Source organism: Brevibacillus choshinensis (assembly GCF_016811915.1).
Taxonomy (GTDB): domain Bacteria; phylum Bacillota; class Bacilli; order Brevibacillales; family Brevibacillaceae; genus Brevibacillus; species Brevibacillus choshinensis_A.
The window spans coordinates 3643056-3669643 of sequence record NZ_CP069127.1 but is presented as its reverse complement, the minus strand read 5'-3'; the positions used below and the strand labels follow the sequence as shown (position 1 = coordinate 3669643).

Sequence of the window (26588 nt, the reverse complement as noted above, 5' to 3'; positions counted from 1 at the left end):
GTTCCAATTCGTGATCCCATAGAAATAGTGTGAATGACAAAAAGAAAGCCTGATGTGCGAGAAGTGCGCATCAGGCTTTTGTTGCGAGGAACGGGCGATCGGTCAGAGGGACGGGGAAACAGCCTGCTGCTCGGGCTGAGTGGACGGTGGTGCTTGGCGGAGCATCGCTTTTTTGACAAAACGGTATTGGAAGAGTCCGCCGATGAGCAGCAGCAATCCTAACACAGAGAACCAGTAGGCGCCGCCTATGCCGCGAAACGCGATGGCACCGACGGATGGGCCAATCGTACCGGTAATTCCCCAGTTAGCGCCAAAAATGGCGAAGTAGCGCCCGCGGAATTCTTCAGGAGCCATGACTGAAATGGCTTTCTGGATTTGGGGGCCGTACAGCATTTCCCCGATGGTGAACAGTGTCTCTGCGAGGATGAGAGCAAGCAGGCCTGGTGCCCAGCCGTAACCGAAGCCGACACACGCGAGGAATAAATACGCCGTCAGGATGACGCGATGGGCTGGGAAGCGTTCGGCGAATTTGGCGATAGCGATCTGACAGCATACGACGAGGATTCCGTTAATGGTCATTAAGGTGGCGAAGATGGTGAGGAAGTCATCGTATTTGGTACGCAGGTGCTGGGGCAGGATGATTTCAACCTGTGAATAGAGGAATGACACCGGGATAGCAGCGAGTGTCATCCAGATCAAGGTCTTGTGTTCAAAAAGCTTCATCCGGCCCGCCGAACTCTCGCCATCACCCTTCCTGGCTTGAATCCGCTTTTCCTGAGGCAATGTTTCCGGTATCTGCCAAGCGATGAGTAAGCAGTAAATGAAGAGTGCGAGTGAGCAGATACCGAATGCGATGCCAGGGTTGATCTTATACAGCGCAACCCCGATTAAGGGGCCAGATGCCGCTCCCAGATTCAGAGCTGTATGGAGCAATGCGAAAACCTCGCTTCGCTTCTCCTCTGGGACGATGTCAGTCACCTGTGCGCTGGCCGCTGGCCAAAACAGGGACGCACCGATTCCGTTGAGGATGGTAAGACAGGCAAACGTGTAGATGGAATCGGCCCAGATGTAGCCCATCATCGAAATCGATTCGATCAAGAGAGCTGCGACCATCAACGGTTTTCTTCCATAACGATCAGATAAGCTTCCCGCAAAGTAACCTGAAATGATGCTCGTGAGCGGTTGCAAGCTGGTCACCATCGCGGCTAGCAAGAGGTTGCCATCCATCCGGTCGTACAGGTAGAAAGCGAGGAACGGCCGGAGCATAAAACCAGCGAAGGTCGTGAGAATGGTCCCGATGACGCGGATCCAGATGGCTCTGTCATAACGCGCGATGAGATTGTACAGCCAAACCATTTGGAGAATCCTCCTTATCGATAAAGGATATTTTTGTAAGTATAAAGGTGCGACATAAAAAAAGAAAGAGGGTTGGGATAAATGTGAATAGTAAGTTTTTTGGAGGGATTCTTTCAAGTGAGTGAAAATTGGGTCTATGAACATGAGAAATTATCTTGAACTCAAGAAAAAAGATAGGTAAAATATTCCTATCATTACGAATTAAGTCCTAATTTTGTATAATAGAGATAGGTCTTATGTATCACGAAGGGCGCGTGTTGTTTGCATGGACCGGAGGGGGATTTCTTTGGATTCACGCTGGATCAGCATGGGAGCATCCTGTCTGATGATCGGAATGTGGCTTCTTGCCTTTGGAGCACCCGCAGATGATCATGAAACGGGCTGGTTTATATGGGCTGCAGCAGTCCAGCTGGCAGTCGGGTATTACGTTGGCAAGTACGTCCATTCCTTACAGCAGATGGCATACCATGATTCACTCACAGGAGTCCTGGTCAATCGTCGTTTTGTCAGCAGATTGAATCAAGAAGTAGAAACAGCACGTAGATCGAAATACCCAGTGACTCTTTTGTTCATTGATTTAGACAATTTCAAAAAATACAACGACCGGCATGGACACTTGGAAGGTGACAGACTATTATGTCAATTTGCGACGGTTTTGCAAGCCTGCGTACGTAGGCAAGATGCCGTCGGCAGGTGGGGGGGAGAAGAATTTGTCGTCCTCCTTCCTCATACGGATACGAATAGAGGGCTTGCGATCGGGGAGCGAATCCAAAAACAAGTCCGCGAAGAGCTCGATGGGGTTACGGTAAGCATCGGTGTTGCATCGTTTCCCCTTCATGCTGCGGATGCGATGCAGCTGACGGAAAAAGCCGACACGCTCATGTATGAAGCCAAGAAACAGAAAGATTGCATGCTGGCCGCAACGAATTAAACAAGAAAGCCACTGACACTCGTACCTTTTTGCGGATGCGAGTGTTTTTGTGTGGCCATGTAAAGGGCATTTACAAAAACTTAACAATACGTTAAAGAAAAATACATACACTTTCCCTTGTTTTTAAATTTACGTTCACATTAATGTTCGTTATAATCATCTAGGTGTGATTTTTCCAAAGGAGTGACTAGGGAACGTATGTTAAAATCTAACAAGTATATCTTCTTCGATCTGTTCGAACAGCAAATTGCCACTGTCCACAAAGGAACGCATCTGTTCTATGAGATGATAGGAAACTATCAGGATTTGGAAGCGAAGGTCAAGGCAATCAAAGCTGTGGAAAAAGAAGGGGATGAAATTGTTCGTCGCATCATGAACGAGCTGAACTCCACTTTTATCACTCCGCTTGAGCGCGAAGATATTCATCAATTGGCTCATACGATGGACTCGATGATCGATTACATCGATGGTGTAGCAGATCGCATGTATCTCTACCAAGTAAAACAGCCGGATCCGCGCGTCCTCGCTCAGGCTAATATTCTGGTTAAATGCTCAGCGAAACTAATCGAACTGATCCGGACTCTTCGCAAGCTGGATCACCAGGTCGTTTCCAAAATCGCACGTGAAATCAAGGACTTGGAACATGAATCCGATTCGAACTATCGGAAAATGGTATCCGATCTGCTGAACGCACCTGATGCGAATCCGATTGAAGCGATCAAGCTGAAGGAGATTTACGACAAGCTTGAAGACTGTGCGGACTTTGCAGAGGACGTTTCCAACCTGGTAGAAGGGATCGTGTTAAAGAATGCCTGATCTTTCGCCAGATGTGATTATTCTCATACTTGTCGTCATCATGGCGCTTAGCTTTGACTTTATCAATGGCTTTCACGACACGGCCAATGCAATCGCGACATCTGTTTCGACACGAGCGCTCAGTCCTCGCACGGCAATCATCATCGCATCTGTATGTAATCTGGTTGGCGCCCTCACCTATACAGGGGTAGCGAAGACGATCGGTGGAAAAATTACAGATCCATTCAAATTAGAAAATGGATTGCTCGTCGTTCTTGCAGCACTTACCGCCGCAATCCTGTGGAATCTGATCACGTGGTGGTTTGGGATTCCCAGCTCTTCCTCTCATGCTATTATCGGCGGTGTAGCCGGTGCTGCGGTAGGTGCTGCAGGATTTGGCTCCATTAATATGGAAGGGTTCCTTGACATCGTAAAAGCTCTGATTATTTCTCCGATCGTGGCCTTCGTTGTCGGTTTCATTGTTATCAAGATCGTGTCTGCGATCGTAGCCAATACGGCCTATCATCGGACAAACCGCAACTTCCGTGCCCTGCAAGTGCTGTCCGCTTCCTGGCAATCCTTTAGCCACGGTGCGAACGATGCTCAGAAAACGATGGGTGTAATCACGCTGGCCCTGCTTTCCGGAGGATTTTTGCATCAAGCGCCAGGTGAGTTTACCATTCCGCTTTGGGTGAAATTATCGGCTGCAATCGCTATGGCCCTCGGTACTTCGGTTGGCGGCTGGCGCATCATCAAGACAATGGGTGGCAAGATTATGAAAATCAAGCCAATCAGCGGTTTCTCGGCTGACCTGTCTTCTGCGCTGATCATTACGATCTTTACTACGCTTAAGCTACCAGTGAGTACTACACACGTCATTACTTCCGCGATCCTTGGGGTAGGGGCATCCCAAAAGCTGAACGCCGTCAAATGGGGATTGGCTGGACGCATTCTGGTAACATGGGTCATTACCCTGCCTGTTACCGCATTGCTCGCAGCAGCCTGTTATGTCGTGTTTGACGTGTTCCTGTAAGGACGGTGTAGGGCAAGCTTTGGTTACATGAGAAAGACACCTGACATCGGTGGACAAGCCGGTGCAAGGTGTCTTTTTTTGATGGCAGGATCACTAGGCAGAACCAATCAATCTCTCCCAGAGACCTGGCTTCGGTTTGATCTGTACGAGCCGTATCGATGACAGGGGGATGTAATCCAATGAGCCGTCTGCTTCTTGCAGCATAATGCCATTTGCACTGTAGTCATACAGTTTGCCGTCCACATGCGGAGAGAGTCCAGGACCTATCATATCCGGGGCAAAGTGGATGCGAACCGAACGATCGAGAAACTCTTCCAGCATTTCTTCATCCATCGCACATTCTCCTTTCCGTTTACCATCTCTTCTTCCCATCATATCCGGCTTTGTGACAATTCAGACAAGCGAAACAAAAAAAGTGCCCCTCTCAACAGAAAGGGAGCACGTTTTCGTTGGTCATTCTACGGAATTGTGGGATTGACCTGATTGCTTGCTTTTTCTAGCGAAGATGAGCATCAGGATCAGTCCAAAAGCGATGAGGCTCAGGCTGACCAGCTGGGCTACACGCAGCGTGTCCGCAATCAGCAAGCTGTCTGTACGCATTCCTTCGATGAAGAAGCGACCGATAGAGTACAAAATCATATAGCTGAACAAGATTTGCCCATCGAATTTCTTGAAGCGGTAAAGCATGAGGATCAGGATGCCAAAAACAACGAGGTTCCACAACGACTCATACAAGAAGGTCGGGTGGTAGTATTGACCGCCGATGTACATCTGATCGCGGATAAAGGCAGGGAATTTCGCCATGAACTCCGCGCTTGCAGGACCGCCATGCGCTTCCTGGTTAATGAAGTTGCCCCAACGGCCGATGGCTTGCCCTAAAATGACACTCGGCATCATCACGTCCGCCAATTTGAGGAATGGCAAGTTGTGCTTGCGGATATACCAGGTCCCAGCCAGCACGCCTCCGATCAGACCGCCGTGAATGGCAAGTCCGCCTTTCCATACCGCGAAAATGTCCATCAAATTGTTTTTATATTGATCCCACTCAAAGATCACATAGTAAAGGCGGGCACAAATAATCGCAGCAGGTATGATCAATACGACCATGTTCAGGATGTGATCTGCATCGATGCCTGAACGTTTGGAATTGTACCGGGCGAGATAAGTGCCTAGGAAAAATGCAAGTCCCATAATGATGCCGTACCAGTGAATCTTCAAGGGCCCGAGTGCAATTGCTATCGGATCAATCATGAATGTTCCTCCTTGCCTCTAAACGTCTCTGCACAGTATAGCATAAACCGAAGCAAGGATTCAAAAATCACCGTCATCTCTGGTGCAAGATCGAGAGGATCGCATCCAACGAAGCTCGTTGGGAGGGGAAAGACACGGCGGCAAACAGATCTCCCTCTTTTTTTAGTCGATCTGGCACATTGTGTACGGTGAAATCAGTCGGATGAATATGGGGTACTTCACGCCAATGCAAAGGAGTCGATACCGTTGCATGCATTTTTGCCCGCGTCGAGTAGGGAGCGGGTAATGTTTTTCCCCGCCAATGCTGCAGGTAGTCGATGTACAATTTCGTTCCGCGATTTTTGATCAATCTTTCAATCGTGACCAGCTTCGGGTGTTTACTCACCAGATAAGAAGCGATGAACTGTCCGACCTCCCGAGTCTGCTCAAATGAATAGCGAAGCTCGATCGGAATGTAGATTTGCAGACCGCTCGCTCCCGACGTTTTTACGATGGACGGCAGCTGCAGTTCGTCGAGCAGCTCTTTTAGAAGCAGGGCCGCTTCGATTACCACGGAGAAATCATCTGTAGAAGGATCCAAGTCGAATACCAGCTCGGTAGGCATCTCATCCTGCGCGTGGTGAAAGGAAACATGCCATTCCAGTGCTGCTTGGTTGGCCATCCAGATGAGTGTGGCTTGGTCATTGCACAGCACGTAGCGCGTATTTTCCCAGACACTCGTCATAAGCCACGGCGGGGAGTACTCGGGAGCATTCTTTTGGTAAAAATGCTTGTCATGGATTCCGTGCGGATAACGAATGACAGTCAGAAGCCTGTTCTTCGCATAGGCGAGAAGGGGGGAGGAGACAAGCAGCAAATACCGGATGTAGTCCAGTTTGGTGACATTCGCCTCAGGCCAAAGCGGTTTATACGGGTTCGTAATCATCATCGTGTGGCCGTCGAGGGTCAGCTCGTACTCTTTGGCTGCGGTTGGCAAACAGGCACCTTCTTCCCAGTCGTCTACTTGCCCCTACTTTCTCCACTGGCGCGTACCTTATGCGAGGAAATGGCTGCCTGCATAGGATGGGGCGATGTTATCCATAATACGGATATCTTGCCAGTGGTTGGTGAAGGGATGAAGTTTCCGAGAAAAGAAAGAGACAGGACACAAGAACTCATTGACACGATCGATGCCTGCAGCTTGACAGAGCTGGAAGGCATTCCGCTTTTTGAAGAGCTGGAAGATAACATTTCCTTTCTGAAAAATTTGTTCTCCGATTGCTCCGATTTCGTCATTCGCGAGTTCAAGCAAAGAAACAGCGTGCACGCGGTTGCCGTTTTTGTGGATGGCCTGATTGACACCAAAGAAGTCAATCAGGCATTGAAAGCGTTGATGGTCTTGGAAGATGGCGACGACGATATTCAAGTGATAGAGGAAGCGCTATTGCCCGTCTCGCAGATATCCAAGGTCAGGGATTATAAAAAGCTGCTGCAGGCCGTGCTCAGTGGGGATACGGGTATTCTGATTCAGGGCAATACGGAGGCACTCACGTTGGGGATCCGCGGAGCAGAAATGCGCTCTGTGAATGAACCAGAGGGAGAGGCAGTCATCCGCGGGCCGCGGGAAGGCTTTATCGAAAACATCCGTACGAATACGTCCATGCTGCGCAGGAAGCTGAAAACCCCTCGACTGAAGATGAAATCACTGGTGGTCGGTCGAGAGTCAAACACAAATATCGTAGTGTCGTTCCTGGAAGGAATCACCGATCCGCAAATCGTGGATGAGGTTTCTCAGCGTATCGGGAAGATTGATATCGATGCCGTACTGGAAAGCGGATATATCGAAGAATTTATTCAAGACAGTACCTATTCCCCGTTTCCGCAGGTTATGTATTCGGAACGCCCCGATACGGTAGCTGGCGCTCTTCTGGAAGGGAGGGTTGCCATTTTTGTAGATGGTACACCCATGGTGCTTCTGGTGCCGACTACATTTTGGATGATGCTGCAAGCGAACGAGGACTACTTCGAGCGTTTCCAAATGGCGACGTTGGTTCGCTGGCTGCGCTATTTGTTCCTGTTTGTATCCCTCCTAACACCTGGGGTCTACGTGGCGATCACCACCTTTCATCAACAAATGCTTCCGACGACGCTGCTGCTCAGCATTGCCGCCGCTCGCGAGGCCATTCCTTTTCCTGCTATTGTCGAGGCCCTTCTCATGGAGATTGCCTTTGAAGCGTTGCGCGAAGCAGGCATTCGCCTTCCCAAGACGGTCGGCCAAGCTGTCAGTATATTGGGTGCCCTCGTTGTAGGTCAAGCAGCAGTACAAGCGGGGATCGTCTCGGCCCCTATGGTTATTGTGGTATCCATCACTGGGATCGCCTCCTTTACGATTCCTCATTTCAACGCTGCGATCGCCCTGCGCATGCTGCGGTTTCCGATCATGATCGCTGCTTCCATCTTGGGTATCTACGGAATATTGGTCGTACTCCTCATTATTGTGGGACATATGGCGAACCTGCGATCGTTTGGCGTTCCCTATCTCTCTCCTATCGCACCCATGTCAGTCGGGGATCTAAAGGATGTCTTCCTGCGCTCTCCGTGGTCGCAGCTCGAAAAGCGACCAAGCTTTATGGGGATTCAAAATGCGAGGAGAATGGATGCCGGATTCGTAGCTTCCATTAATCAAGACAAAGGGCAGGAGGGGATCAAGGGCAACAGTCATTCGAACGAGGAGGGGAAATCGTGAAGCGCATGGCACTGCTTCTCACGATCGTACTGTGCATGCTGACAGTCTCTGGTTGTTGGGACCGCCGTGAAGTCAATGACATTGCGATCGTCATTGCGATGGCGGTTGACAAAGAGGCGGAGGGCGTCCGCCTATCCGTACAGGTTCCCCTTGTCAGTCATATGGGGGGAACATCGGGTGGTGGCGGTGGGACAAGCGGTGAGAAGAGCTATTATGTGGACTCAGCCGTCGGCAAAACCATGCGTGATGCTCATAACAAAATGCAGTCCAGGATGTCGAGGCATATCTACTACGCGCACCATCGAATCGTCGTAATCGGAGAGAGCCTGGCAAAAGACGGGTTTCGCGAATCGCTCGATATCATTTCCCGATTTCCAGAAAATCGCCTGACAGCCTATATTGTTGCGACAAAAGGAAAGGCGATCAGCCTCTTGGAAGCGCAGCCCCAATTTGAACGCTTTTCAGGGGAAGCCATTCGGGAGCTCGTAAAGGCGGTCGCGATTCCGGTGACGATCAAGGACGTCTCCCAAATGCTGAACACGCCGGGTGTGGATCCATTTCTGCCGATTTTTGAAGCCGTAAACTCGCAGCCTAAGGGAAAGTCAAAAGAGATTCAATCCACCGGAATCGCTGCTTTCCGGGGAGAAAGGCTCGTCACCACATACACGGCGGAAGAAGCCAAAGGGCTTCGTTGGTTTCAACGCACATTTGATCCCTTTAGCGTCATCTTGGATCTGGGGAAAAAGGGACGGTTTAGTCTCTATTTACAAAAGGGTAAGGCCGATATCAAGCCTGTGTTGAAAAATGGAAAGATTCATTTTGACATTCGGGTGTACACCACTGCGGGCATCGTTGAAAATATGAGCGATCTCGATCTGGAAGAAAGAAAAATAAACACCATGCTTGAAAATCATCTGGCGAAAGAAGTCACGAAGGGAATCGTCACGATTCTGGAAAGAACGAAAAAGACGAAGGCGGATACCATCGGGCTCGGGATCGTCCTTGCACGTAATTATCCGGATCTCTGGAAATCAAAATACCGCGAAGTATGGCACGATGAATTGCCTCGGATTACTTACAGCGTAAAGACTCAGGTTCAAATCTCCAACGTAGGGCAAACCACAACGAACATTACAAAGGAAGATCCTTGATGAATCGACTGTTCATGTTGTTTTTTTGCAGCATTCTGGTTGTAAAGCTGTTCCTTTTTCTCCGGAAAAGAAAACAAATGCCAGCAAAACAGCAGGCGGTTATTTTCATCTTATACGGTTTCACGATCTTCTTTTTTGTGATTCTTCAATTTCAACAAACGCAACTGCTTCCCATTGGCCATTTTCTAAACATCCTATCCCCACGAATTAAAGGGTGGGTAGATCAGTTGTTGTAAAGGAGGGCACGAATGATTCACAAACAAGTGATCAACCACCGGCAAGTGGCTTGGCTGGTGGGAACCGTATTGCTGACAGGAATGATGATTTCGTTTTTCCGGACATTGGCGGCAATTGGAAGGATGGATGCTTGGTTCTCCCAGATCATTCCGGTCTGTTTTGCGATCGTGATCGCTTTCGTTCTCGCTGAGTTGACCAGAGCTTACCCGGGAAAAAACATCTTTGAGATTGTCTTCATTGTGTTTGGGAAATGGGTTGGCGGCTTCGTCAACATCATTCTGCTCCTGTATATCTGGCTCATCATTTGCCTCGATGTCAAAGGTGCCTGCAAGTTCTTTCATGCCACGCTGCTCCCACAGACACCGTTGGAAATCATACTGATCGTGTTTGTTCTGCTGATCATGTATTACGGAAGAACCAGCCTGGAAGTAGCGGCGAGGGTCAATGAAATTTATTTTCCTGCTTTTTTTCTTATGTCGATTGGGATGTACTTTTTATTGACCAACGAGTACAGCATTGAACGACTCGAACCGATCCTGAGCACCAATTTGAATCGGATTATCGTCAGCAACTTCGTGCCTATCGGAATCTATGGAGACATTCTGTTGTTCGGCGCCTTCCTCCACGCATCCACTCATCCGCGACTGTTTTTTGCGGCTATGAAACACGGCATTTTCATCGTTGGATTTTCCGCCACGCTTCTCTTGTTCATCTTGCTGGGGGTCATGGGATATACGATTGCGAGTCGGCTCAATTTCCCGATGTTCATTTTGGTTCAGCAAATCCATGTCACAGACTTCTTGGACAGGGTAGAAATCGTGCTGTTCAGCCTGTGGTTCCCGGCCTTTACGATCAAAGTTATCGTCGCTTACCTGGCACTTTTAGTCGGGTTAGGCTCTTTTGGCGGGCAGGATCACTATCCTGTTTACAATTTCCCTACAGGCTGGCTTATTGCCGTCACTTCGTTGCTGGTTTTTCAGAGGATTCCGGATCTGGATGCATTCCTCAGCTACAGCTTGCCGTTACTTGCAATGATCGTCCAGATTCCGTTGTTGTCTATCTTGTATATCAAGGCTCGATCCAATCGAAAAGTGGAAGTGCAAGTGAGCATTCCTGAGGGGACCAAGCTTTTCCGTTTTTACAGGTTCTGTGTTTGGCTGGGGGCGATTTCGCTGGGAGCCAGCATAGTAACCATTCTGTTGGGGGATGTATTTTTAAATAAGTCTGAGATGGGAGGAATCGTTACTGCGGTGGCATTTATCATTTTCTTTTTCATTACTCTGTTAGCCAGCTATGCGGAGATGCAAGCATTGAATCACGGCAAGCAGAAGCTAGGAAAAGGGAAAGCCTCCGGATCGTTCCGCCAGTAGCCTGGAACACCTGTCAGTCGAGCGTAAGAAGCAGTTCTCAAAAATACAATAAAGGAATGGCAGCGATGGATTTAACCCCGGTGTTCCCGTTTGAACCAATCAGTACGGATGTGTTTCCAGAAGGCACGCAGTGGGTCGCGCAAGTAAAGTGGGACGGCGTACGCGTCTTGACGTATTACGACGGACAGGAAGTGAGGCTGTTCAACCGCAAGCAGAACGAGCGCACGCTTCATTACCCGGAAATCGCTGATATTTCCAGTTATTTCCATGGCGTTTCTGTCATCTTGGACGGTTTATAAGGTGTTTATATGTGTTTATAAATATGTTCATTATCTTATTTAATTTAACATTTATTCTTCGAAAATCATAATACACATGTAATTACAGGCGTGATTGTGACCTGCCAAGCTATTTCAACTTGTGATTTGACTAACAGAAAATGTCGATCACGTACCGGTAAAAGTTCACAAGTTTGTATTAACTCGGTGTTGCGCCGGTATTTGGTCATTAAGAAAGACTACGGTCTTTTGGCAGCCTAAGACCATTGCAATCGTTATAACATGCTTTGTATCAACATTAAGGAAATGGTTCAGAATGGCCGACCTATCAAACTAGTGAACGACGGGGAATGCCAGTGGATAGAATCACAGATAGGGCGGTGGATGGTGCTTGCAAGACATCGTTCTTCCGGGTTGTGCTTCGGTTCTGATCGCGCTCCCTGGCCATCAGCAAGCACCTTATGATGGTATCCACCGCAAGGAGCATCCCCGTGCCTGCCATCGATCCCTTGAAGCTAAAGTTTATTTACTCAAATACTTAGCTTGGAAAAATTTTTTATTCACACACAGAAAGCAATCTATTTTCATATTGTTATGATGATGGTCTTTTTGGAACTTTCCCGTATTTGCTCCCTTTGTTATCGAGGGGGCATTTTTTCTAAGTGGCCAAGTACCACCGTAGCTGACACCCAGCGCAAAGTAGTTTGATAATAGCATCTCAGCAACACCGATCGTAACTACCACGATTTAGCGTTGTTCCAAATTTATTTTGCCCACTCCTAGCCGAATGAGAACTGGGTAGCCTTTCGTCAGCTTAATGTAATAAATGGTCATGGTCATTTTATCCAGTCCATCAAGCTACGGGTTTCATATATTGATTTAGGAACACAGTTCCACTGTTCCATTCCATCCACCTCTTGTAAAAGTCTCTTCTGTATACGAAGGGATTTTTACTTATCGATTGTTGTTCATCATAATTTAAAGGGCATCCGATGTTTCTCAATCGAGAATAGGTGCATATTAGGGTTTTGAATCCAACGGTGGACATATAGTTAATGAGACTAATCATCTTCGTGGCACTGACAGGAAGACCAGATAAGAAAAGTAAATAAAGCTACCAGTACATAAATAAAACACCCGATTGCGAGCCAATTTGTAATCACATTATTATGCACTTTAAGACTATATGGAAGTAACGTTACCGGCCAAATTACGCCAACTGAGGAAGAGAAAATAATTACAAGTAAATCAAACCAGAGTTTATCCGTTTCCTTCGAACCTTCAAGTTTCCTTTTTTCAATACTAATTTGGTATTGAAAGGGACTAATTTCTCCTGCTCTTTTGTAAAGTGACTTCTCGTGATTAACTAATTCTTCGAATTTGCTTTGACAAAATAAATCCTTTCCTTGATTTCTTATGAATAACTCTGCATTATCCCACCGTAACCAACCTTTTGCGGCTATATCTACATCACATCCCTGATATATCTAAGGGAGCAGTCAGAACTTACTGTAAAATGGGCTTCCAGAGTAACATCTGTAAAATTCACGCTGAAGGATGATGTGATTCGTCTCCCGGATACATCTGCCAGAGTAGCAGCATTATATACCGTTTACAACAGGGTGCCATGACGGTTTTTTTCCCCTACACACGTCAATAAGAGGATAGGTGCCGTGTCCAACTAGGTGCCATGCGCGTACAGTAGGAGGAGAAATCCATTTCATTGCCGGGGGAGACGAGATGGAAAACGTTGAAACCGAAAGACCTGAACTGTCCGTTATCATCCCAGCGAGCGACGAGGCAGTTAAGATACCACATTTGATCAATTTGGTAAAAAAACTATCTACTTCTATTGAAGTGATCGTGGTTTGCACGGGTGATGCACCTATTACGTCTTTGTTGGCACATGGCTCTGGAGCACGGGTCATTCATGTAGGTTCACACTTCACCTATGACGAAGGGAGAGCCATCGGTGGGTATCACGCCAGAGGAGACGAACTGCTCTTTCTGGACGAGAGGCTGTCCGTACCGTTGCAAGTCTTGAGAAAATATGTAAAGGCAATCAAACAGGGCTGGGACGTGGTCATAACCTCGGATTCCTGTCCTTGTTCTCAAGAGAAACGTACGCCGGAGAAACTGGCGTTCCAGCTGTTAAACCACTTGACAGGAAATGCGGATATGAGAACCGGATCGATGTACAAGATTCCCTACGCACTAAATAGGAAGGCATTCGAGCAGGTTGGGTATGAATCGTTGGCCGTTCCACCTCTTGCGCAAGTGAAGGCAATCGTTCGTAACCTTTCCGTCAAATGGATCCAGCCAAGCTGCCCCTTGGTTTGGAATCAGGCTCCTGTCCAGACCATGATAAAAAACACCAGTAGAATCTTAGCTGATCACATGGAGGCGATCGCCCTTCTGACGAATGGCAAGGGCTCCCGAGGCGGATTGCTGGATGGTGAACGCTACAGAAATATGTTGAAAGTGCCCGGGTCACTTCATTTACGGTCGGTTTACCTTCAGGAACCGAATGAATGGGAGGGAGAGGGGGAGCAAATACCAAGCGAAACGGACACGAACCGGCAATAAGAAATAACAAGAAGCGAATCACTTCCTCTCAAAAAATCGAAAATCGCACCAGGCTTAGCGTCATCATTTCTGTTCAACAGGATGAAGCCACCATCAAAAGAGTTCTCCAACAGGCGAAGCGACTATATCCGAAAGAAATTTTGTTTGTAGTCAATGGCTGTCACGACCGTTCCTTAGATATCATCTTAAACCATTCTTTTTATTCGATGACGACCTACGTTTACCCCTTTCCATTAGGCCAAGATATGTGGAGGGCGATCGGAGCACAGGAGGCTACCGGAGATGTCTTGCTGTTTCTATGTGGAGACAAGGTGATACGCGCGGAGGAGCTGCAGCCTTTTGCCAGTGCTTGTTATCGCGATGTTGATGTTGCATTGCGAAAGACCAACAAAATCCCCCTATCTGAAACCAGGGAGATCTCTACTTTAGTACTGGCCAGGAGGTATCTCAATAGCTTATTCGACCGCCATGAGCTAGGAGTCTCATCGATGAACGATCTTCCTTTCGCGATCAAGCAGCCAGCGGCTGCCACGATCGGTTTCCATCATTTACACATCCCTCCATTAGCGCATGCGATCGCTCTTGAACAGGAATTGCGAATCGGTAACTCACATAGCATTATAGATGAGATTCACGTAGGAAAGAGCAGTGCGGGATTGAATAGAAGGAAGCAAAGCTTGACTAGCTTAGGGGATTACCTAGAGGCTTTCTCGTATATAAAAGAAAAGTCTCTAAAGAAACGAACATGACGTAAACATAAAGTAACCGTCGTCACCATAGTCGGGGCAACGGTTTTTATTTTCACCGTCATGGAAACCAACTCTCATTTTGCATTTTCGACTTTTGTAGCGCCAAAGTTTAATAGGGGGTACCGCCAACAAAAACTTGGATTTTGTACGCTAACCCACATTCTCCCCCCAAATAGCCGGCATCCTATTCGATAAGGAATACCGGCTGAGGTAAAATGGCTATGAAGCACTTTCTTTAGGTTTTGATAGTCGTAAATGAAGATAAGCGCCTGCCACTAATGAAACGACGATGATAGACACTGACGTCCATTGTGCTGCTGTCCACTGAAATAAGTATCGTGGAGAGTCTCCATGCAACATCTCTAACAAAAAGCATCTAATGTTATATAAGATATTGTAAGCAAGGAATTAATAACCTTACTTTAATTTTTTTCGCAAAAGAATCATCAGAAGAGCGAAAATAATGATATCCATCTGTCCTTCCCATACTTCTGCTGGCCATAATGGTTTATCTACGTAAGTTGTTCTGGAGTTTGTTCCTTCAGGATACAAAATACCAAAATTACTTCCTGTTGGATCTCCAAAAGCATCTCCATTTATTAGATTCGCATCACGACCAATACTTTGGGCAAGGATGAGACCTGGCGCACATAAATCAGCCAGTTTCCAAAACGATATTTTGTGTTTTCTAACATACCAGATCCCTACTAAAATCGCTTCCACAATTCCCCCCTGAATAGATAATCCTCCATGCCAAACGGCGATAATCTCCTCAGGATGCTTGGAATAAAACTCCCAATCGAAGAAGAAACAGCCCAAAATCTTGAACCAATTATAGCTCCAATCATCATCGGGACAATTAAGTTCATCAGATGATCGGCCAGATGATCTTTTTTTCTGCAGTTTGGCTAAAGTGAGAGTAGCCCCAACACTCAGAATAATCGCTAAAACAAAAAGGATGCTGCACAAACGGATGGGGAAAGTACCTAGATATGTAATGTATTGATGCAAACCAATTAACTTCTTTCTTTATAGTTAGTATAACTAGAGAATTATAACCAGTACGATTAGTAATAGATTAATAAGGGTTAACCCAATCGAAACGATAACGACAGTAAATTTAATGGAACGAAACGATTCTTGATTGATTCCAGCTCTCTTCTTGAAATAATCTTTAGTAGCTAAAATCGTAAGCAAACTTCCACAAATCACAGATCCAATTCCAATGATAGCGGCAAGAAGATGTCCCCAATGAGTATAAGGACTGGAACGAAACACGACTCCTGCAGCTAAGAATCCTAATCCAACCATTGTAATGCTGGTCCGAACCCTAGCAAGATATGTACGTTCATAAGTAAGATGTTGCTGAACATATTTTGAATCTATTGTTTTTTCTTTATCGATGGCCCTCCACTATCATTCCGTGTCGATTTTGATTGTTGATTATGAAGTGTGCACTTTCTGAGTTTTCGGGGTGATACCTGCTTCGCTGTTACCATCCGCAAACGTCTGTAAAAAATTAGAAAATCGATGCTAAAAGTCTGCAAAGTGTGAGTCTCGGAACAAAATCAAGCGTCACAATGCTGTTTCCATCTAATGGCTTGGGGATTTGGCATGTTGAAATGATTCCAAAAACAAACTTGGAGCATTTTTATATCATAGCACATCAAAATACTTTGCCCTCAGCCTTGGCTACACTGGTACTGCGCAAACAAGGTAAGTCAATCCACAATCCGTATAAAACCTACAGATCAGATTACAAAACAAGGTTTTATCTGTCCGTTGCTCTTTTCCATTACTTCCGCTGCTCAGCGGAAGTTTAAATATTCACTTCAATAAATTGGGCAATTGATCAGTTTCTTTATTAATTCCTTCTTCATATCATGCAAGAGGAACAGTGCTTCTACTGTTTCATTCCATTCACCCCAAGCCCCTTCTTTGAGGAAGGGGCATTTTTATACCCTATTAATTGACTCGTTTGGAAGGTACAACTCTACCCCAACATACTGTAATTTATTTCGTCCCTGCATTTATTCCCCTCCTATCCTAGGTGGTTATTCTCCCCTAACCTCTACAGGTCATAAGTCTTCTCATTCCTTAGAAAGAGGCTCGGTCAATCGACCCAAATATCCATAATACTGTGGAGAACTTGTTCTTCTGTTCATAAAATGGAGCGAACTTTATCAGGGGAGGGGTACTGGTGGCGTTTACACGGCGGTTAAACATCAAAATAATATTATTTCAAAGGGATTATTTCACAAGGCGAAGAAGGGTATTTAGCAACATTAATTTAGTCAGAAGGAATAATCTCAATTATTTGCCAGTGAATGCTGTTTTGGAAATATTGGAATATGATATTAAAAATCGTACAAGAAACAATTTTACAGTAACAGATGGATCAGAGTTTGTAACGATCCCTAAAAAAGGACCAGTTGCCAGAAGAGAAGGAATACATTTTCCAATTGATACGATTATTCATGTCAACAATAGACAGTTCATCAGTCTTCGATCCGTTAATCGCTTATTCGATGTAGATTTAATAGTAAACATTCGCAACAAAACTGTCTTCATTAGACAGCCCGGACGCTTTTTTGTAACTTTAAAGGGCGATGATCTCAGGAGTATTGCCGCTTTATTAAATACGTCCGTAAAGAGGCTTCTTTCTGTTAACAAAAATTTGAGAGAACCGATATCATCAGGAATTCGGGTGACTATTCCTACAACTCCCTTTAGGACAGGGATGCAAAAGATGAATCGATCTAAGCCTAAAAAAGGTAAGATAACATTTCATGTTGAAGCAGGGCCGATTATCAATTTAGGTAAAACCTTGAAAGGTACTCGTTATAAATTTGGAGCAGGACCATATAGAAAGACCGGAGTATTCGACTGTTCTTCGTACATGCAATATATTTATGGTCGAAATGGAGAGGCATTACCCAGAACGAGCAGAGCACAAGCTCGAATTGGTATATTTAGAAGGCAACGTGACATAGAACCAGGTGATTTAATTTTTTTTAGAAGGAATAGATATTCCGATAATCGGATCGGTCACGTGGGAATGGATATTGGAAATGGCAGAATGTTAAATACCTACAAATCGCCGCCAGGCGTAACGATAACAAGGTGGAGAAGTCCTTATTGGTTGGGAAAGTATGTCACCGCCAGAGAAGTTTTGTGAGGAAGATGGCAGCGCAGTAGGCGCATAAGCAGCGTCTCCTTTCTATAAACAAATAATTAAGCCAATTACTTAACTTTAGTAAATGGCTTTCTTAGCCCATTTTCAAGAAAAGTTCCCTTTGCTTTGTATAAGTTCTTCCCACAATTAAGAATTAAAGGGGGAGTCACAACTTATCTCCTTTGCTCTTAGATATGTGTTCATTCGTTCTGTATCACTTAACCTAATGAACATAATTTCCTCCTTCTAAACTACTTACTGTGTTCCTCTTTGGCCGCCGCCACGAGTACGTCACCAGGGCGATTTAAAAGGGTAAGAGGGGGTACAGCATAAGTGCGGATCTTGTATGCTAAGCCATGTTTGACGGAAAAAACGCCGGAATCCTGTACGTCAAGGATTACCGGCTTCGATTTTTACTGGTATGAGCGGTTCGAATGAGTTTAGGTCAGCATTTCGCTTTTGATCAAATGTGTACTCACCAAGAAAGTTGATATGTTCCCATCCTAAAGGCGAAATGTGGCTTAACAGATTTTCCAGAAGTGATCCCTTTTGCTTCAGCACATTCGATGCTTCTATAAGATAAATCGTATTCCAGACGCGAATTGCATTGCTAAGAAAATTCAACGCACTTGCCCGGTGAATCTGATCTTGTAGGGCACGCTCACGTAATTCTGTGAACATCAGTTGTAAAATCCTCAATATAATCATTTGAAAATTCCCCACTTACATCAGACAATCTCTCCGAGAGGAGAGAGAAACTTGGTCAAGAATGGGGAGTTTTTTGTGATTAAGGATATGAAACAGAGAGGAATGACGATCACTCAGATTTCTAACGAGTTAGGGAGAGACCGAAAGACAATCCGTAAATGGCTGAAGGAATCAGAGGCAAAGATCTACAAGCGAAAACCATCGAATAGATGCATACTAGACCCTTTCAAGACCTATATTCGCCAAAGAATGCAGGAAGGTTGTCTGAACGCAATCGTGTTATTGGATGAAATCAAGGAGCAAGGGTGTTCGGGAGGAATAACCACTCTAGGTCTGTTCATGAATCCCATTCGACCTACGGTCGTTTCCAAGGCAACTGAGCGTTTTGAAACACCACCAGGTAAACAAGCCCAAGTAGACTGGGGAACATTCCGTGTTGATTGGATGGGACAGAAAAAGCGGATCTACGCTTTTGTAATGGTCCTTGGATACTCTCGTATGATGTACGTCGAATTTACAGAGAATGAGAAACTGGAGACGCTGATGGGATGCCATACCCGAGCAATGGAATACTTCGAGGGAATAACGGAAACTTGCTTATGTGACAACATGAAGACAGTTGTAATCGGCCAGGATGAGCGAGGGCAAGTGATTTGGAATGAACGCTTTGCTCGGCTTGCTACCCATCATGGATTTATCTTGCAGCGTTGCAGACCCTACCGTGCTCGGACGAAGGGAAAAGTCGAGAATGGTGTCGCATACATAAGAAAAAATTTTTGGCCACGTATCCGAACATTCAACGGCTTGAATGACCTAAATCAGCAAGTCCGTCACTGGCTTGATACGGTCACAAATGTACGCATGCATGGCACAACACATGAAATGCCATCGAAGCGTCTTCGAAAGGAAACACTAAAAAGGGCAAATCCTATTCCCTATGAATATGTCGAAAGACATACTCGTAAGGTTTCGAATGATTCCCTGGTTTCTTATCAAGGAAACCGTTACTCTGTGCCGTTTCAATACATTGGGTACCTTGTTCATATTCAAGATGAGAAAAATGGCGTTTTACGGTTCTTTTACGATAACACTCTCATCACTGAACATGTAAAAGCAAGCGATGGTCTGTATCACGTAGCGGTTAATAATAAACACTTCGAGGGGATTCGAAAAACGAACGGTCAAATGGTTCCCAAACCTCTCCCCCGTCTCGTTTCCGATTCAACACCCGAAGTGATTCAGCGTTCTTTATCCGTGTATGAAGCATTGACGGACGAGGAGGTGAAGCTTCAATGATCCTCCAAGAACGACTTCAACTAGCCTTTCAGCAGCTCGGATGGGTACGTGTACCAGACGTACTCCACCAACATGCAGAAGAGGCTTCTAAAACAAAATATATCCTATTTAGAATTCCTAGACAAACTACTACAGGAAGAAATCTTCGCCAAAAATGATCGGTATATACGCACTCGAACACGTTTAGCTCGACTCCCGTATCATAAGACGCTTTCACAGTTTGAATTCTCGTTCCAACCATCCATTGATGAGAGAAGAATACGTGACTTTGCTACGCTGCAGTTTATCGAACACCAAGAAAACATTGTCCTTTTGGGACCGCCAGGCGTTGGGAAAACTCATTTAGCTGTCGTCTTAGCGATGGAAGCCATTTCGAAACGATATTCCGTTTACTTTATTACAGCTCATGACTTGGTACAAAGCTTACAAGAAGCACACCGAACCAATACGATTCGCCGCAAGCTAAGTCTCTTTACAAAGCCTGATCTCTTGATCATTACGGTCAATATAAAGGGAGAAAGTTATCGGATCAAGGAAAAAAAGAAAGCATGATTCTTCAGATCAGAAATACCTGGGGAAAAAGATCAATCTCTAGATTAGGGACCTGTCGGTCCCCTCTAGTGGGGAAAATTGAATTGATGTATTTGGGGAAATTTAAACTGATGTTGACAATTCTCCGTTTGCCAAAAAAGAGTGCTCTGGCAAGAGCGTTCATTGCCTCGCCTTTATTTACATTTGTCGAACATCCATGTTTGACTTTAAATCTTATTAATGTCTCCTAATACAATTAGCGGATTTGTCTTGGCGATGTAATAACCAAGTTTATTAGTGGTTCGAGTCCTTATCGCTCGAAATTCGCGTTTTGTTGTCGTTACCCCTGTAGGCGCTTTTGTGTATCATTTACTCGAGAAGGCAAAAAAAACCCTTCTACACAGAAGGGACCCAAGTCATCGGCATTTTCACTTGGATTGGATAGGCAGCACTCCTACTCACACTATATGTTCACCGTTACAATAGGTGCTTGTGTAGAAATTGTTTTCAATGTATAAAGTCTAATTCAAACGAAATAGTCCCTTCATTATGAAGGGACTAAAATAGGGTTAGAGTAAATGGAACGACAAACTTGTTCCATTCTCAATTTATGTTTAATGATATCGTCAGGAACCAGAAAGATCGCCTTGTTTTAATCGAACTACCTCATAAACTCGAGTACAACGGTACACCGGTGGGGATACCGTTGTATTTTAGTTCCTACGTTCAAAGACCAGCGCATTTCGATGCGTTGCTACAATACGGAATCCGTTCCTTAACAAACAACGACGAACAGGGCCCACACCTCGACCGACTACTACCCTACACGGTGAAGCAGTACCGATGATACAAACTGCCGAGATAGTCCGTACCCGTCGCCCATTCACAGTACTACGGGTAAACTCGATTACTACAATGTCAGTTGCAATTCGAGCCATTTTAATCACCTCACTTTGCTCTATTTGATATATAAGATGCAAATGGGGGTAACTTGGCAACTGATACGAGCCCGATAAAATGGAATTGTACGGCCAACATAACGTAGATTTGCTGACACAAGGGGGTATAGCCATACGATAAATCCAGTTTTTACCACGCTAAGGTGTTAATCTGCTTTATTGCTAAACTTGGTTCAACTGCTGCAATGATTCTAATGTGGTAATTGTCCAGTGAAAATAAAGTTTTAGACTGAGGTGCTTGATATAACGCGGTTTATGAGATTGAAAATTGCCAGTCTTCTAAAAATAAGTATTTATACGAAAATGAATATCCGGAAATAGGCACAGCAAAAAAGCTCTATTATTTTATTGGCGACTTGAACAGTAATATTTCATTTCTCATTGAATTCTAATCTGTTTTTCCTTATAGATTCATTTTGGGCATGTACTCTATGACTTGTAGGAAAAAACCTTTCTACAGAAATGGAGGAGGAAGAAACATGAATAAGAAATGGCTTGTTACCGCGTTAGCAACCGCAGTGGTTGCTGGCGGCGGCATTGGTGGGGCTGCCCTGAACAATGCTTTTGCAGAGGAGAAAGCGGCGAGTGATCTGCAGCACGGAATTGAGGTTGCTTCAAAGCTGTTAAATGGGACCGTAACCGGTGCTGAGCTGGAACATATCCCGACCTACCATTTGGACGCAGTGGATGTAGCTGGAAAAAAATACGAGGTTCAAGTTGATGCCAAAAAGGGAAAGGTCCTGAAGGCGCAAGCTGACGTGGATACTGAAACCAATGATGACATGGGCGAAACGGATCAACTAGAAGCTGACGATGATCAGGAAGCGGCTATTTCCCTAGAAGAAGCGCAAAAAATAGCTTCCGCCTCTTTTGAGGGTGCTATTGGAAAAGGCGATCTGGGAGATTTGCCAGTGTATCGCGTAGAAATTACGGCTCAAAATGGTCAAGCCTATGAGGTAGATGTAGATGTGGAAACCGATTTGATCGTGAACATCGGTCTGGCGGAAACCGACCATGATGATGAACAGGTCATCAAGGACGACAAAGCGACAGACTCAAAAGACAACGATCAAGAAGTGGATGACAACACAGAACGTCTGCAAGTCGTTCAGGCTGCAAAGCTTACCCTCCAGCAGGCAATCGATGCTGCCATGAAGAAACAACCAGGTACGTTGGACTCTATTGAGCTGGAAGACGAAGATGGAACCATTGTTTATACCGTTGCTGTGTTCACTGACAACAAACAAGAGTACGAAGTAAAAGTAGATGCCAATTCGGGAGCAATTCTCAAGGTAGAGCAAGACAAGCAGGATGACAAGGGTGAAAATGAGGAACAGGAAGATCAAGACTAATTGAGTCGTGGGCAAACATCTCCGGGGACTGAGAACAAGTCCCGGAGATGTTTTTCTTGCTTTTGGCCTTTTTGTATTCCAGTTTCTGTATCCGGTGAAGCTATACATGGCTTGACCGAGTGAAGGGGAGGAGTGGAAATGGTAGACAGGAAAAAGGTATTAGTAATCGAAGACGAACTGAACATTGCCCGGTTTATCGAGCTGGAGCTCAATCATGAAGGCTATAAGGTAACAGTCGTCCACGATGGTCGGGAGGGATTGGACAAGGCGCTGCAGGAGGAATGGGATCTTATTTTGCTTGATCTCATGCTGCCTGGTTTAAACGGAATGGAGATTTGTCGGCGCATTCGTTCCAATAAAAAAACGCCTATTATTATTTTGACAGCACGGGATAACGTTATGGATCTCGTTTCCGGTCTTGATAGCGGCGCAGATGATTATATATCCAAACCATTTGCGATCGAGGAACTGTTTGCTCGTATCCGCTCCCTATTTCGTCGGTTGGGCACAGAGAATCGTCACGAACAGGCCGTTTTATTGTACAAGCATCTGATCATCGATATGGATGCGAGAATCATCAAGCGAAATGATGAGGCAGTCGAGCTGACGAAGAGGGAATATGAACTGTTGTTGGTATTTCTTAAAAATATCAACCGCGTTCTGACAAGAGAGATTTTGCTGGAGCAGGTCTGGGGGTATGTAACTCAGGTCGAAACCAATGTAGTGGATGTCTATGTACGTTATCTACGGCACAAACTGGACCTTCCCGAAGAGGAAAGCATCATTCAGACAGTACGTGGAACAGGGTATGTAATGAGACAATGAAAAAGGCACTTTTCAAATTCATGCAAATGCCATTAAAGTGGAAAATCACAATAGGAAGCTCCTTGATTCTATTTTCGCTTTTTCTTTTTTACAGCGGGATTCAGTATATCGTCACGAATGTATGGGTGAATAATCTCGAGGAAAAAAATATACGAAAGCTGGCTGTTGAAATCGTAGGTTACATGGATGATCAAGCATATTCCTTGTCACCCTCCCAGCTTCAAAAGACCACCTCATTTCTCGAAAGGCTGAATGAAGAAAACCAGCTGATCCGGATCCTCGATCACACAGGTCAGCCCCTAATCACGCTAAGTCAAAACGTTCCTGCCAATTGGGTAGCTCCCCGGACAGTGGTTACGCAAACCTTTGAACTAATCCGTTACGGAGAGGATAAGTTGCTTGTCATTCGCTGTCCATTCGGATCAAGTCCATTTCAAGGAACGATTGAAATTGTTCGCAACCTGGAGAGCTTCGATTCACTGAATAATCTCTTGCTGTTGACGATGTTATTTGCAGGGAGCGGATCGATCGTACTTAGTGCAGCAGGAGGCTTTCTCATTGCACGACAGGTTATTAAGCCAGTGCAGTCCCTGGCTGAGACGATGAACATCGTAAGAAAGACAGGACATACTCACCGAGTTGAGTTTACGGATAACGGGGATGAACTGTCGCAGCTGGCCACCATCTTCAACGAAATGATGAATCGGCTGGAATTGTCATTCAAGCAGCAAAACCAGTTTGTAGAGGATGCCTCACATGAATTGCGGACCCCTCTGGCCGTGATTGAAGGCCATCTTTCTCTCTTGCAGCGTTGGGGGAAAAACGACCCGAAAATATTAGACGAATCAATAAATGCTGCCCTCACGGAAAGCAGGCGCCTAAAAGCATTGGTCAAAGAATTGCTGGAGCTCAGTCGAACAGATGGAGATTTTGGTGCAAAACAGGTAGCACGCATCTATCCCGGTTCGGTGATTTCCCATACGATTCAAAATTTCATGTTGCTCTATCCTGAGTATACTTTCGATGTGGAGATTGAAAGCATCAGGAATGTTCAGATCAACATCAATCCCAATCATCTGGAGCAGGTGCTGTCTATTGTTATTGATAATGCAATCAAATACTCATGTGATAATAAAGTAGTTGAGATCAAGGGAAAGCTGACGGAATCCGAAGTGCTCATTATCATTAGCGATTACGGAGAGGGAATACCGGCTGCTGAAATCTCGCATGTATTTGATCGCTTTTATCGCGTGGACAAGGCGAGGAGCCGTCTGAGGGTGGGAACGGTCTGGGTTTATCGATCGCAAAACGATTGATGGAGGCTGTGAAGGGAACCATTCATTTGGAGAGCAAAGAGCATAAGGGAACGAGTGTGTTTCTTCATTTTCAGCACGGGGACGAAAAGGAAAGCAGAGCTCTTTGAAACGGGCTCTGCTTATTCGTTTTTATAGAACTTCGCTTGCCCTCGCGTATCTTCTCTGCCAATATGGACTGCTCCATCTAGAAATAGTGACTCCAGGTGGTGACTTGTAGGTATTTAACATTCTACCATTGCCTATATCCATTCCAACATGACCAATACGATTGCCAGAATACCTGTCCCGTCTAAAAAAGAGGAGATCACCAGGTTCATTTGATTTTGTCTGATTAACCTGCCAATTCTTGCTTGTGCTCTACTTGTTCTAGGCAGATGAACCCCGTTTTGGCCGAAAATATATTGGATACAGACGAACAATCAAATCGATGGGTACGGGGATAAGGTTTTGCTCCAAATTTGTACCGGGTTCCAAGTAAGGATCTCCCTAATGGGGTAGTTGTTCGGAGAAAATAAAGTTTTATACGAAAATGAATATCCGGAAATAGGCACAGCAAAAAAGCTCTCCTATTTCGAGAGAAAAATCGAATCGCAAGGCATTTTTTAAGCAGTTTCGATTTGAAGACTCAGGCTATAACCTAAAGTTTTGATGCGTTGAACCCAGTAGTCCACACTCTTTTCTTTCTGCGGAAGGTAATCCCAACCCAACTCACTGTAAGGTTCGTTACGGAGTAGCATTTGATAAATGATCCTTAAAAGTAAATGGGATACAACCATGTTGGCATTCTTAGGGCCTCGTCGTTTGACTAAGCGATGGTAAAAGGAGGAGAGTCGCGAGCCTTTTGCTTTTGATGCGACCCACGCTGCTTGGCAAAGATTGGACTTCAGTCCCTTGTTCCCACTTCGTGTGCGGGTACTTTTCTTTTTGCCCGCACTTTCGTTATTTCCAGGACTCACTCCTGCCCATGAAGTTAAATGCCCTTCCGAAGGAAACATTGACATATCGCAACCGATTTCAGCAAGGATGCCCGCCGCTGCATCTTTTTGAATGCCGGGAATGGTTACTAATAGATCGAAAGCCTCTTGTAAGGGAGAAAGAAGTTGTGCGATATCTGACTCTAATACTTCGATTTCTTTCTCCAAGTATGCGAGGTGATTGAGATGTTTTTGTATCATCTTGCGATGATGGAGTCGTATACGACCATTCAGTGCTTCGATCAATTGGGGGACTTTCTTTTTTAAACTAGTCTTTACCTTTTGTTCAACTTGCTGAGGATCAAGTACTTCTCCGTTGACGAGGGAGTCGAGCAGGGCTCGTCCAGATATACCAAAAACATCGGAAACGTACGTAGTTAGCTTAATATTCGCATCCTGAAGGATGCGATGAACCCGATTTTTCTCTGCGGTGGCGTCGCCCAACAATTTACGTCGATACCGAGTAAGATCTCGTAGATCCCGAATGTCTTCTGGTGGAACGAAGCTAGCTTCTATTAATCCACAACGAAGTAACTGGGCAATCCAAACGGCATCCTTCATGTCTGTCTTACGACAGGGAACGTTTTTGATGCGCTGAGGATTGGCAAGCCAAAGATGAAAAGAACCCTCGAGGATATTCCATATCGGCTTCCAGTAGACTCCTGTACTTTCCATAGCGATATCCGAGCAATTGTATTCTGTCAGCCAGTCTTGCAGTTGAAGAAGTTCCTTTGTTGTTGTACCGAATGTCCGAATTTCCTTTTTGGCCCTTTTATCCAACGGTTCATACATCATACAAGCTACAATGGTTTCCTGATGTACGTCCAATCCGGCGCAACGGCACAGGTGGCAGCCACTTACCCGCAAACCATTTTGCTCGACTGGTACGCAGCAAGTACTGGAGGATTCATTCTTTTATAAAGACGGAGTCCATCTCAATCCAGAGGGCTCTGAGTATTACGCGGACTTCCTGGCGAAAGCTATCGCAAA

At 45.4% G+C, this 26588-nt stretch carries 20 protein-coding genes and 4 pseudogenes; 15 read left to right on the top strand and 9 right to left on the bottom strand.

Features of this window, described 5'->3' with window-relative positions; translation table 11 throughout:
- Positions 1 to 102: 102 nt before the first annotated feature.
- Complete coding sequence (locus JNE38_RS18485; RefSeq protein WP_203255100.1) at positions 103 to 1356, bottom strand: MDR family MFS transporter; 1254 nt, start codon at positions 1354 to 1356, stop codon at positions 103 to 105.
- Positions 1357 to 1642: 286 nt separating this feature from the next.
- Between JNE38_RS18485 and JNE38_RS18480 the strand changes: the two genes are divergently transcribed.
- From JNE38_RS18480 to JNE38_RS18470, 3 genes are all read left to right on the top strand, one after another.
- Positions 1643 to 2287, top strand: a complete 645-nt coding sequence (locus tag JNE38_RS18480) for a GGDEF domain-containing protein (RefSeq protein WP_203255099.1) — start codon at positions 1643 to 1645, stop codon at positions 2285 to 2287.
- A gap of 198 nt (positions 2288 to 2485) precedes the next feature.
- Positions 2486 to 3103 (top strand): DUF47 domain-containing protein, encoded by a 618-nt coding sequence (locus tag JNE38_RS18475; RefSeq protein ID WP_203255098.1) that lies wholly within the window; start codon positions 2486 to 2488, stop codon positions 3101 to 3103.
- Positions 3096 to 4115 carry an inorganic phosphate transporter gene (locus tag JNE38_RS18470; RefSeq protein ID WP_203255097.1) on the top strand — a complete coding sequence of 340 codons (1020 nt, stop codon included), beginning with the start codon at positions 3096 to 3098 and terminating at the stop codon, positions 4113 to 4115. Before JNE38_RS18475 ends, JNE38_RS18470 begins: the two co-directional genes overlap by 8 nt.
- Before the next feature lie 93 nt (positions 4116 to 4208).
- Here the strand turns inward: JNE38_RS18470 and JNE38_RS18465 are convergent, their stop codons facing one another.
- The 3 genes from JNE38_RS18465 to ligD all read right to left on the bottom strand — a co-directional run bounded on the left by JNE38_RS18465 (position 4209) and on the right by ligD (position 6342).
- Positions 4209 to 4448, bottom strand: coding sequence for a hypothetical protein (locus tag JNE38_RS18465; RefSeq protein ID WP_203255096.1), 240 nt, complete (start codon positions 4446 to 4448; stop codon positions 4209 to 4211).
- Positions 4449 to 4568: 120 nt separating this feature from the next.
- Positions 4569 to 5366 carry a prolipoprotein diacylglyceryl transferase gene (lgt, locus tag JNE38_RS18460; protein WP_203255095.1) on the bottom strand — a complete coding sequence of 266 codons (798 nt, stop codon included), beginning with the start codon at positions 5364 to 5366 and terminating at the stop codon, positions 4569 to 4571.
- A 73-nt stretch (positions 5367 to 5439) separates the two neighbouring features.
- A complete protein-coding gene (gene ligD / locus JNE38_RS18455; RefSeq protein WP_203255094.1) occupies positions 5440 to 6342 on the bottom strand; it encodes a non-homologous end-joining DNA ligase in 903 nt (300 codons plus the stop codon).
- A gap of 138 nt (positions 6343 to 6480) precedes the next feature.
- Between ligD and JNE38_RS18450 the strand changes: the two genes are divergently transcribed.
- From JNE38_RS18450 to JNE38_RS18425, 6 genes and pseudogenes are all read left to right on the top strand, one after another.
- Complete coding sequence (locus tag JNE38_RS18450) at positions 6481 to 8091, top strand: spore germination protein (protein WP_203255093.1); 1611 nt, start codon at positions 6481 to 6483, stop codon at positions 8089 to 8091.
- 5 nt (positions 8092 to 8096) lie between these two features.
- Positions 8097 to 9242, top strand: a complete 1146-nt coding sequence (locus JNE38_RS18445) for a Ger(x)C family spore germination protein (protein ID WP_238933739.1) — start codon at positions 8097 to 8099, stop codon at positions 9240 to 9242.
- A gap of 248 nt (positions 9243 to 9490) precedes the next feature.
- Entirely contained in the window at positions 9491 to 10849 is a 1359-nt protein-coding gene (locus tag JNE38_RS18440; protein ID WP_203255091.1) for a GerAB/ArcD/ProY family transporter, read from the top strand.
- A gap of 65 nt (positions 10850 to 10914) precedes the next feature.
- Positions 10915 to 11142 (top strand): annotated as a pseudogene (locus JNE38_RS18435) (DNA ligase); the annotation flags it as partial.
- A 1725-nt stretch (positions 11143 to 12867) separates the two neighbouring features.
- On the top strand, positions 12868 to 13713 hold the full coding sequence (locus JNE38_RS18430) for a glycosyltransferase (protein ID WP_203255089.1): 846 nt from the start codon (positions 12868 to 12870) through the stop codon (positions 13711 to 13713).
- A complete protein-coding gene (locus tag JNE38_RS18425; protein WP_203255088.1) occupies positions 13659 to 14462 on the top strand; it encodes a glycosyltransferase family A protein in 804 nt (267 codons plus the stop codon). Before JNE38_RS18430 ends, JNE38_RS18425 begins: the two co-directional genes overlap by 55 nt.
- Positions 14463 to 14879: 417 nt before the next feature.
- Here JNE38_RS18425 and JNE38_RS18420 read toward each other — a convergent pair whose 3' ends face one another.
- Positions 14880 to 15473 carry a prolipoprotein diacylglyceryl transferase gene (locus JNE38_RS18420; RefSeq protein ID WP_203255087.1) on the bottom strand — a complete coding sequence of 198 codons (594 nt, stop codon included), beginning with the start codon at positions 15471 to 15473 and terminating at the stop codon, positions 14880 to 14882.
- Between the two features lie 33 nt (positions 15474 to 15506).
- Positions 15507 to 15848, bottom strand: coding sequence for a YidH family protein (locus tag JNE38_RS18415; protein ID WP_275296724.1), 342 nt, complete (start codon positions 15846 to 15848; stop codon positions 15507 to 15509).
- A gap of 814 nt (positions 15849 to 16662) precedes the next feature.
- Between JNE38_RS18415 and JNE38_RS18410 the strand changes: the two genes are divergently transcribed.
- On the top strand, positions 16663 to 17640 hold the full coding sequence (locus JNE38_RS18410; protein ID WP_203255086.1) for a C40 family peptidase: 978 nt from the start codon (positions 16663 to 16665) through the stop codon (positions 17638 to 17640).
- Between the two features lie 387 nt (positions 17641 to 18027).
- Here the strand turns inward: JNE38_RS18410 and JNE38_RS18405 are convergent.
- Positions 18028 to 18309, bottom strand: a pseudogene (locus tag JNE38_RS18405) (Tn3 family transposase); the annotation flags it as partial.
- Between the two features lie 87 nt (positions 18310 to 18396).
- Here JNE38_RS18405 and istA point away from each other — a divergent pair.
- The 5 genes and pseudogenes from istA (at position 18397) to JNE38_RS18380 (ending at position 24731) form a co-directional block, all read left to right on the top strand.
- Complete coding sequence (gene istA, locus JNE38_RS18400; RefSeq protein ID WP_203255085.1) at positions 18397 to 19641, top strand: IS21 family transposase; 1245 nt, start codon at positions 18397 to 18399, stop codon at positions 19639 to 19641.
- A gap of 48 nt (positions 19642 to 19689) precedes the next feature.
- Complete coding sequence (locus JNE38_RS18395; protein ID WP_238933369.1) at positions 19690 to 20193, top strand: ATP-binding protein; 504 nt, start codon at positions 19690 to 19692, stop codon at positions 20191 to 20193.
- 1417 nt (positions 20194 to 21610) lie between these two features.
- Complete coding sequence (locus JNE38_RS18390) at positions 21611 to 22483, top strand: PepSY domain-containing protein (RefSeq protein ID WP_203255084.1); 873 nt, start codon at positions 21611 to 21613, stop codon at positions 22481 to 22483.
- 138 nt (positions 22484 to 22621) lie between these two features.
- Complete coding sequence (locus JNE38_RS18385) at positions 22622 to 23308, top strand: response regulator transcription factor (RefSeq protein WP_203255083.1); 687 nt, start codon at positions 22622 to 22624, stop codon at positions 23306 to 23308.
- Positions 23305 to 24731: pseudogene (locus JNE38_RS18380) on the top strand (HAMP domain-containing sensor histidine kinase). The gene JNE38_RS18385 and the pseudogene JNE38_RS18380 overlap by 4 nt, the downstream one beginning before the upstream one ends.
- Positions 24732 to 24753: 22 nt before the next feature.
- Here the strand turns inward: JNE38_RS18380 and JNE38_RS30720 are convergent.
- A pseudogene (locus JNE38_RS30720) lies at positions 24754 to 24894 on the bottom strand (NlpC/P60 family protein); the annotation flags it as partial.
- Between the two features lie 332 nt (positions 24895 to 25226).
- Complete coding sequence (locus JNE38_RS18365; RefSeq protein ID WP_203357630.1) at positions 25227 to 26444, bottom strand: IS110 family RNA-guided transposase; 1218 nt, start codon at positions 26442 to 26444, stop codon at positions 25227 to 25229.
- Between the last annotated feature and the right edge of the window lie 144 nt (positions 26445 to 26588).

What these genes read in the sequence shown, in the direction of transcription:
- JNE38_RS18390 (WP_203255084.1), top strand. Translation starts at nt 21,611, where the DNA reads ATGAATAAGAAATGGCTTGTTACCGCGTTAGCAACCGCAGTGGTTGCT.
- lgt (WP_203255095.1), bottom strand. Translation starts at nt 5,366, where the DNA reads ATGATTGATCCGATAGCAATTGCACTCGGGCCCTTGAAGATTCACTGG.
- JNE38_RS18485 (WP_203255100.1), bottom strand. Translation starts at nt 1,356, where the DNA reads ATGGTTTGGCTGTACAATCTCATCGCGCGTTATGACAGAGCCATCTGG.
- JNE38_RS18430 (WP_203255089.1), top strand. Translation starts at nt 12,868, where the DNA reads ATGGAAAACGTTGAAACCGAAAGACCTGAACTGTCCGTTATCATCCCA.
- JNE38_RS18440 (WP_203255091.1), top strand. Translation starts at nt 9,491, where the DNA reads ATGATTCACAAACAAGTGATCAACCACCGGCAAGTGGCTTGGCTGGTG.
- JNE38_RS18385 (WP_203255083.1), top strand. Translation starts at nt 22,622, where the DNA reads ATGGTAGACAGGAAAAAGGTATTAGTAATCGAAGACGAACTGAACATT.
- JNE38_RS18470 (WP_203255097.1), top strand. Translation starts at nt 3,096, where the DNA reads ATGCCTGATCTTTCGCCAGATGTGATTATTCTCATACTTGTCGTCATC.
- JNE38_RS18465 (WP_203255096.1), bottom strand. Translation starts at nt 4,448, where the DNA reads ATGGATGAAGAAATGCTGGAAGAGTTTCTCGATCGTTCGGTTCGCATC.
- JNE38_RS18450 (WP_203255093.1), top strand. Translation starts at nt 6,481, where the DNA reads ATGAAGTTTCCGAGAAAAGAAAGAGACAGGACACAAGAACTCATTGAC.
- JNE38_RS18425 (WP_203255088.1), top strand. Translation starts at nt 13,659, where the DNA reads ATGGGAGGGAGAGGGGGAGCAAATACCAAGCGAAACGGACACGAACCG.
- JNE38_RS18475 (WP_203255098.1), top strand. Translation starts at nt 2,486, where the DNA reads ATGTTAAAATCTAACAAGTATATCTTCTTCGATCTGTTCGAACAGCAA.
- JNE38_RS18445 (WP_238933739.1), top strand. Translation starts at nt 8,097, where the DNA reads ATGGCACTGCTTCTCACGATCGTACTGTGCATGCTGACAGTCTCTGGT.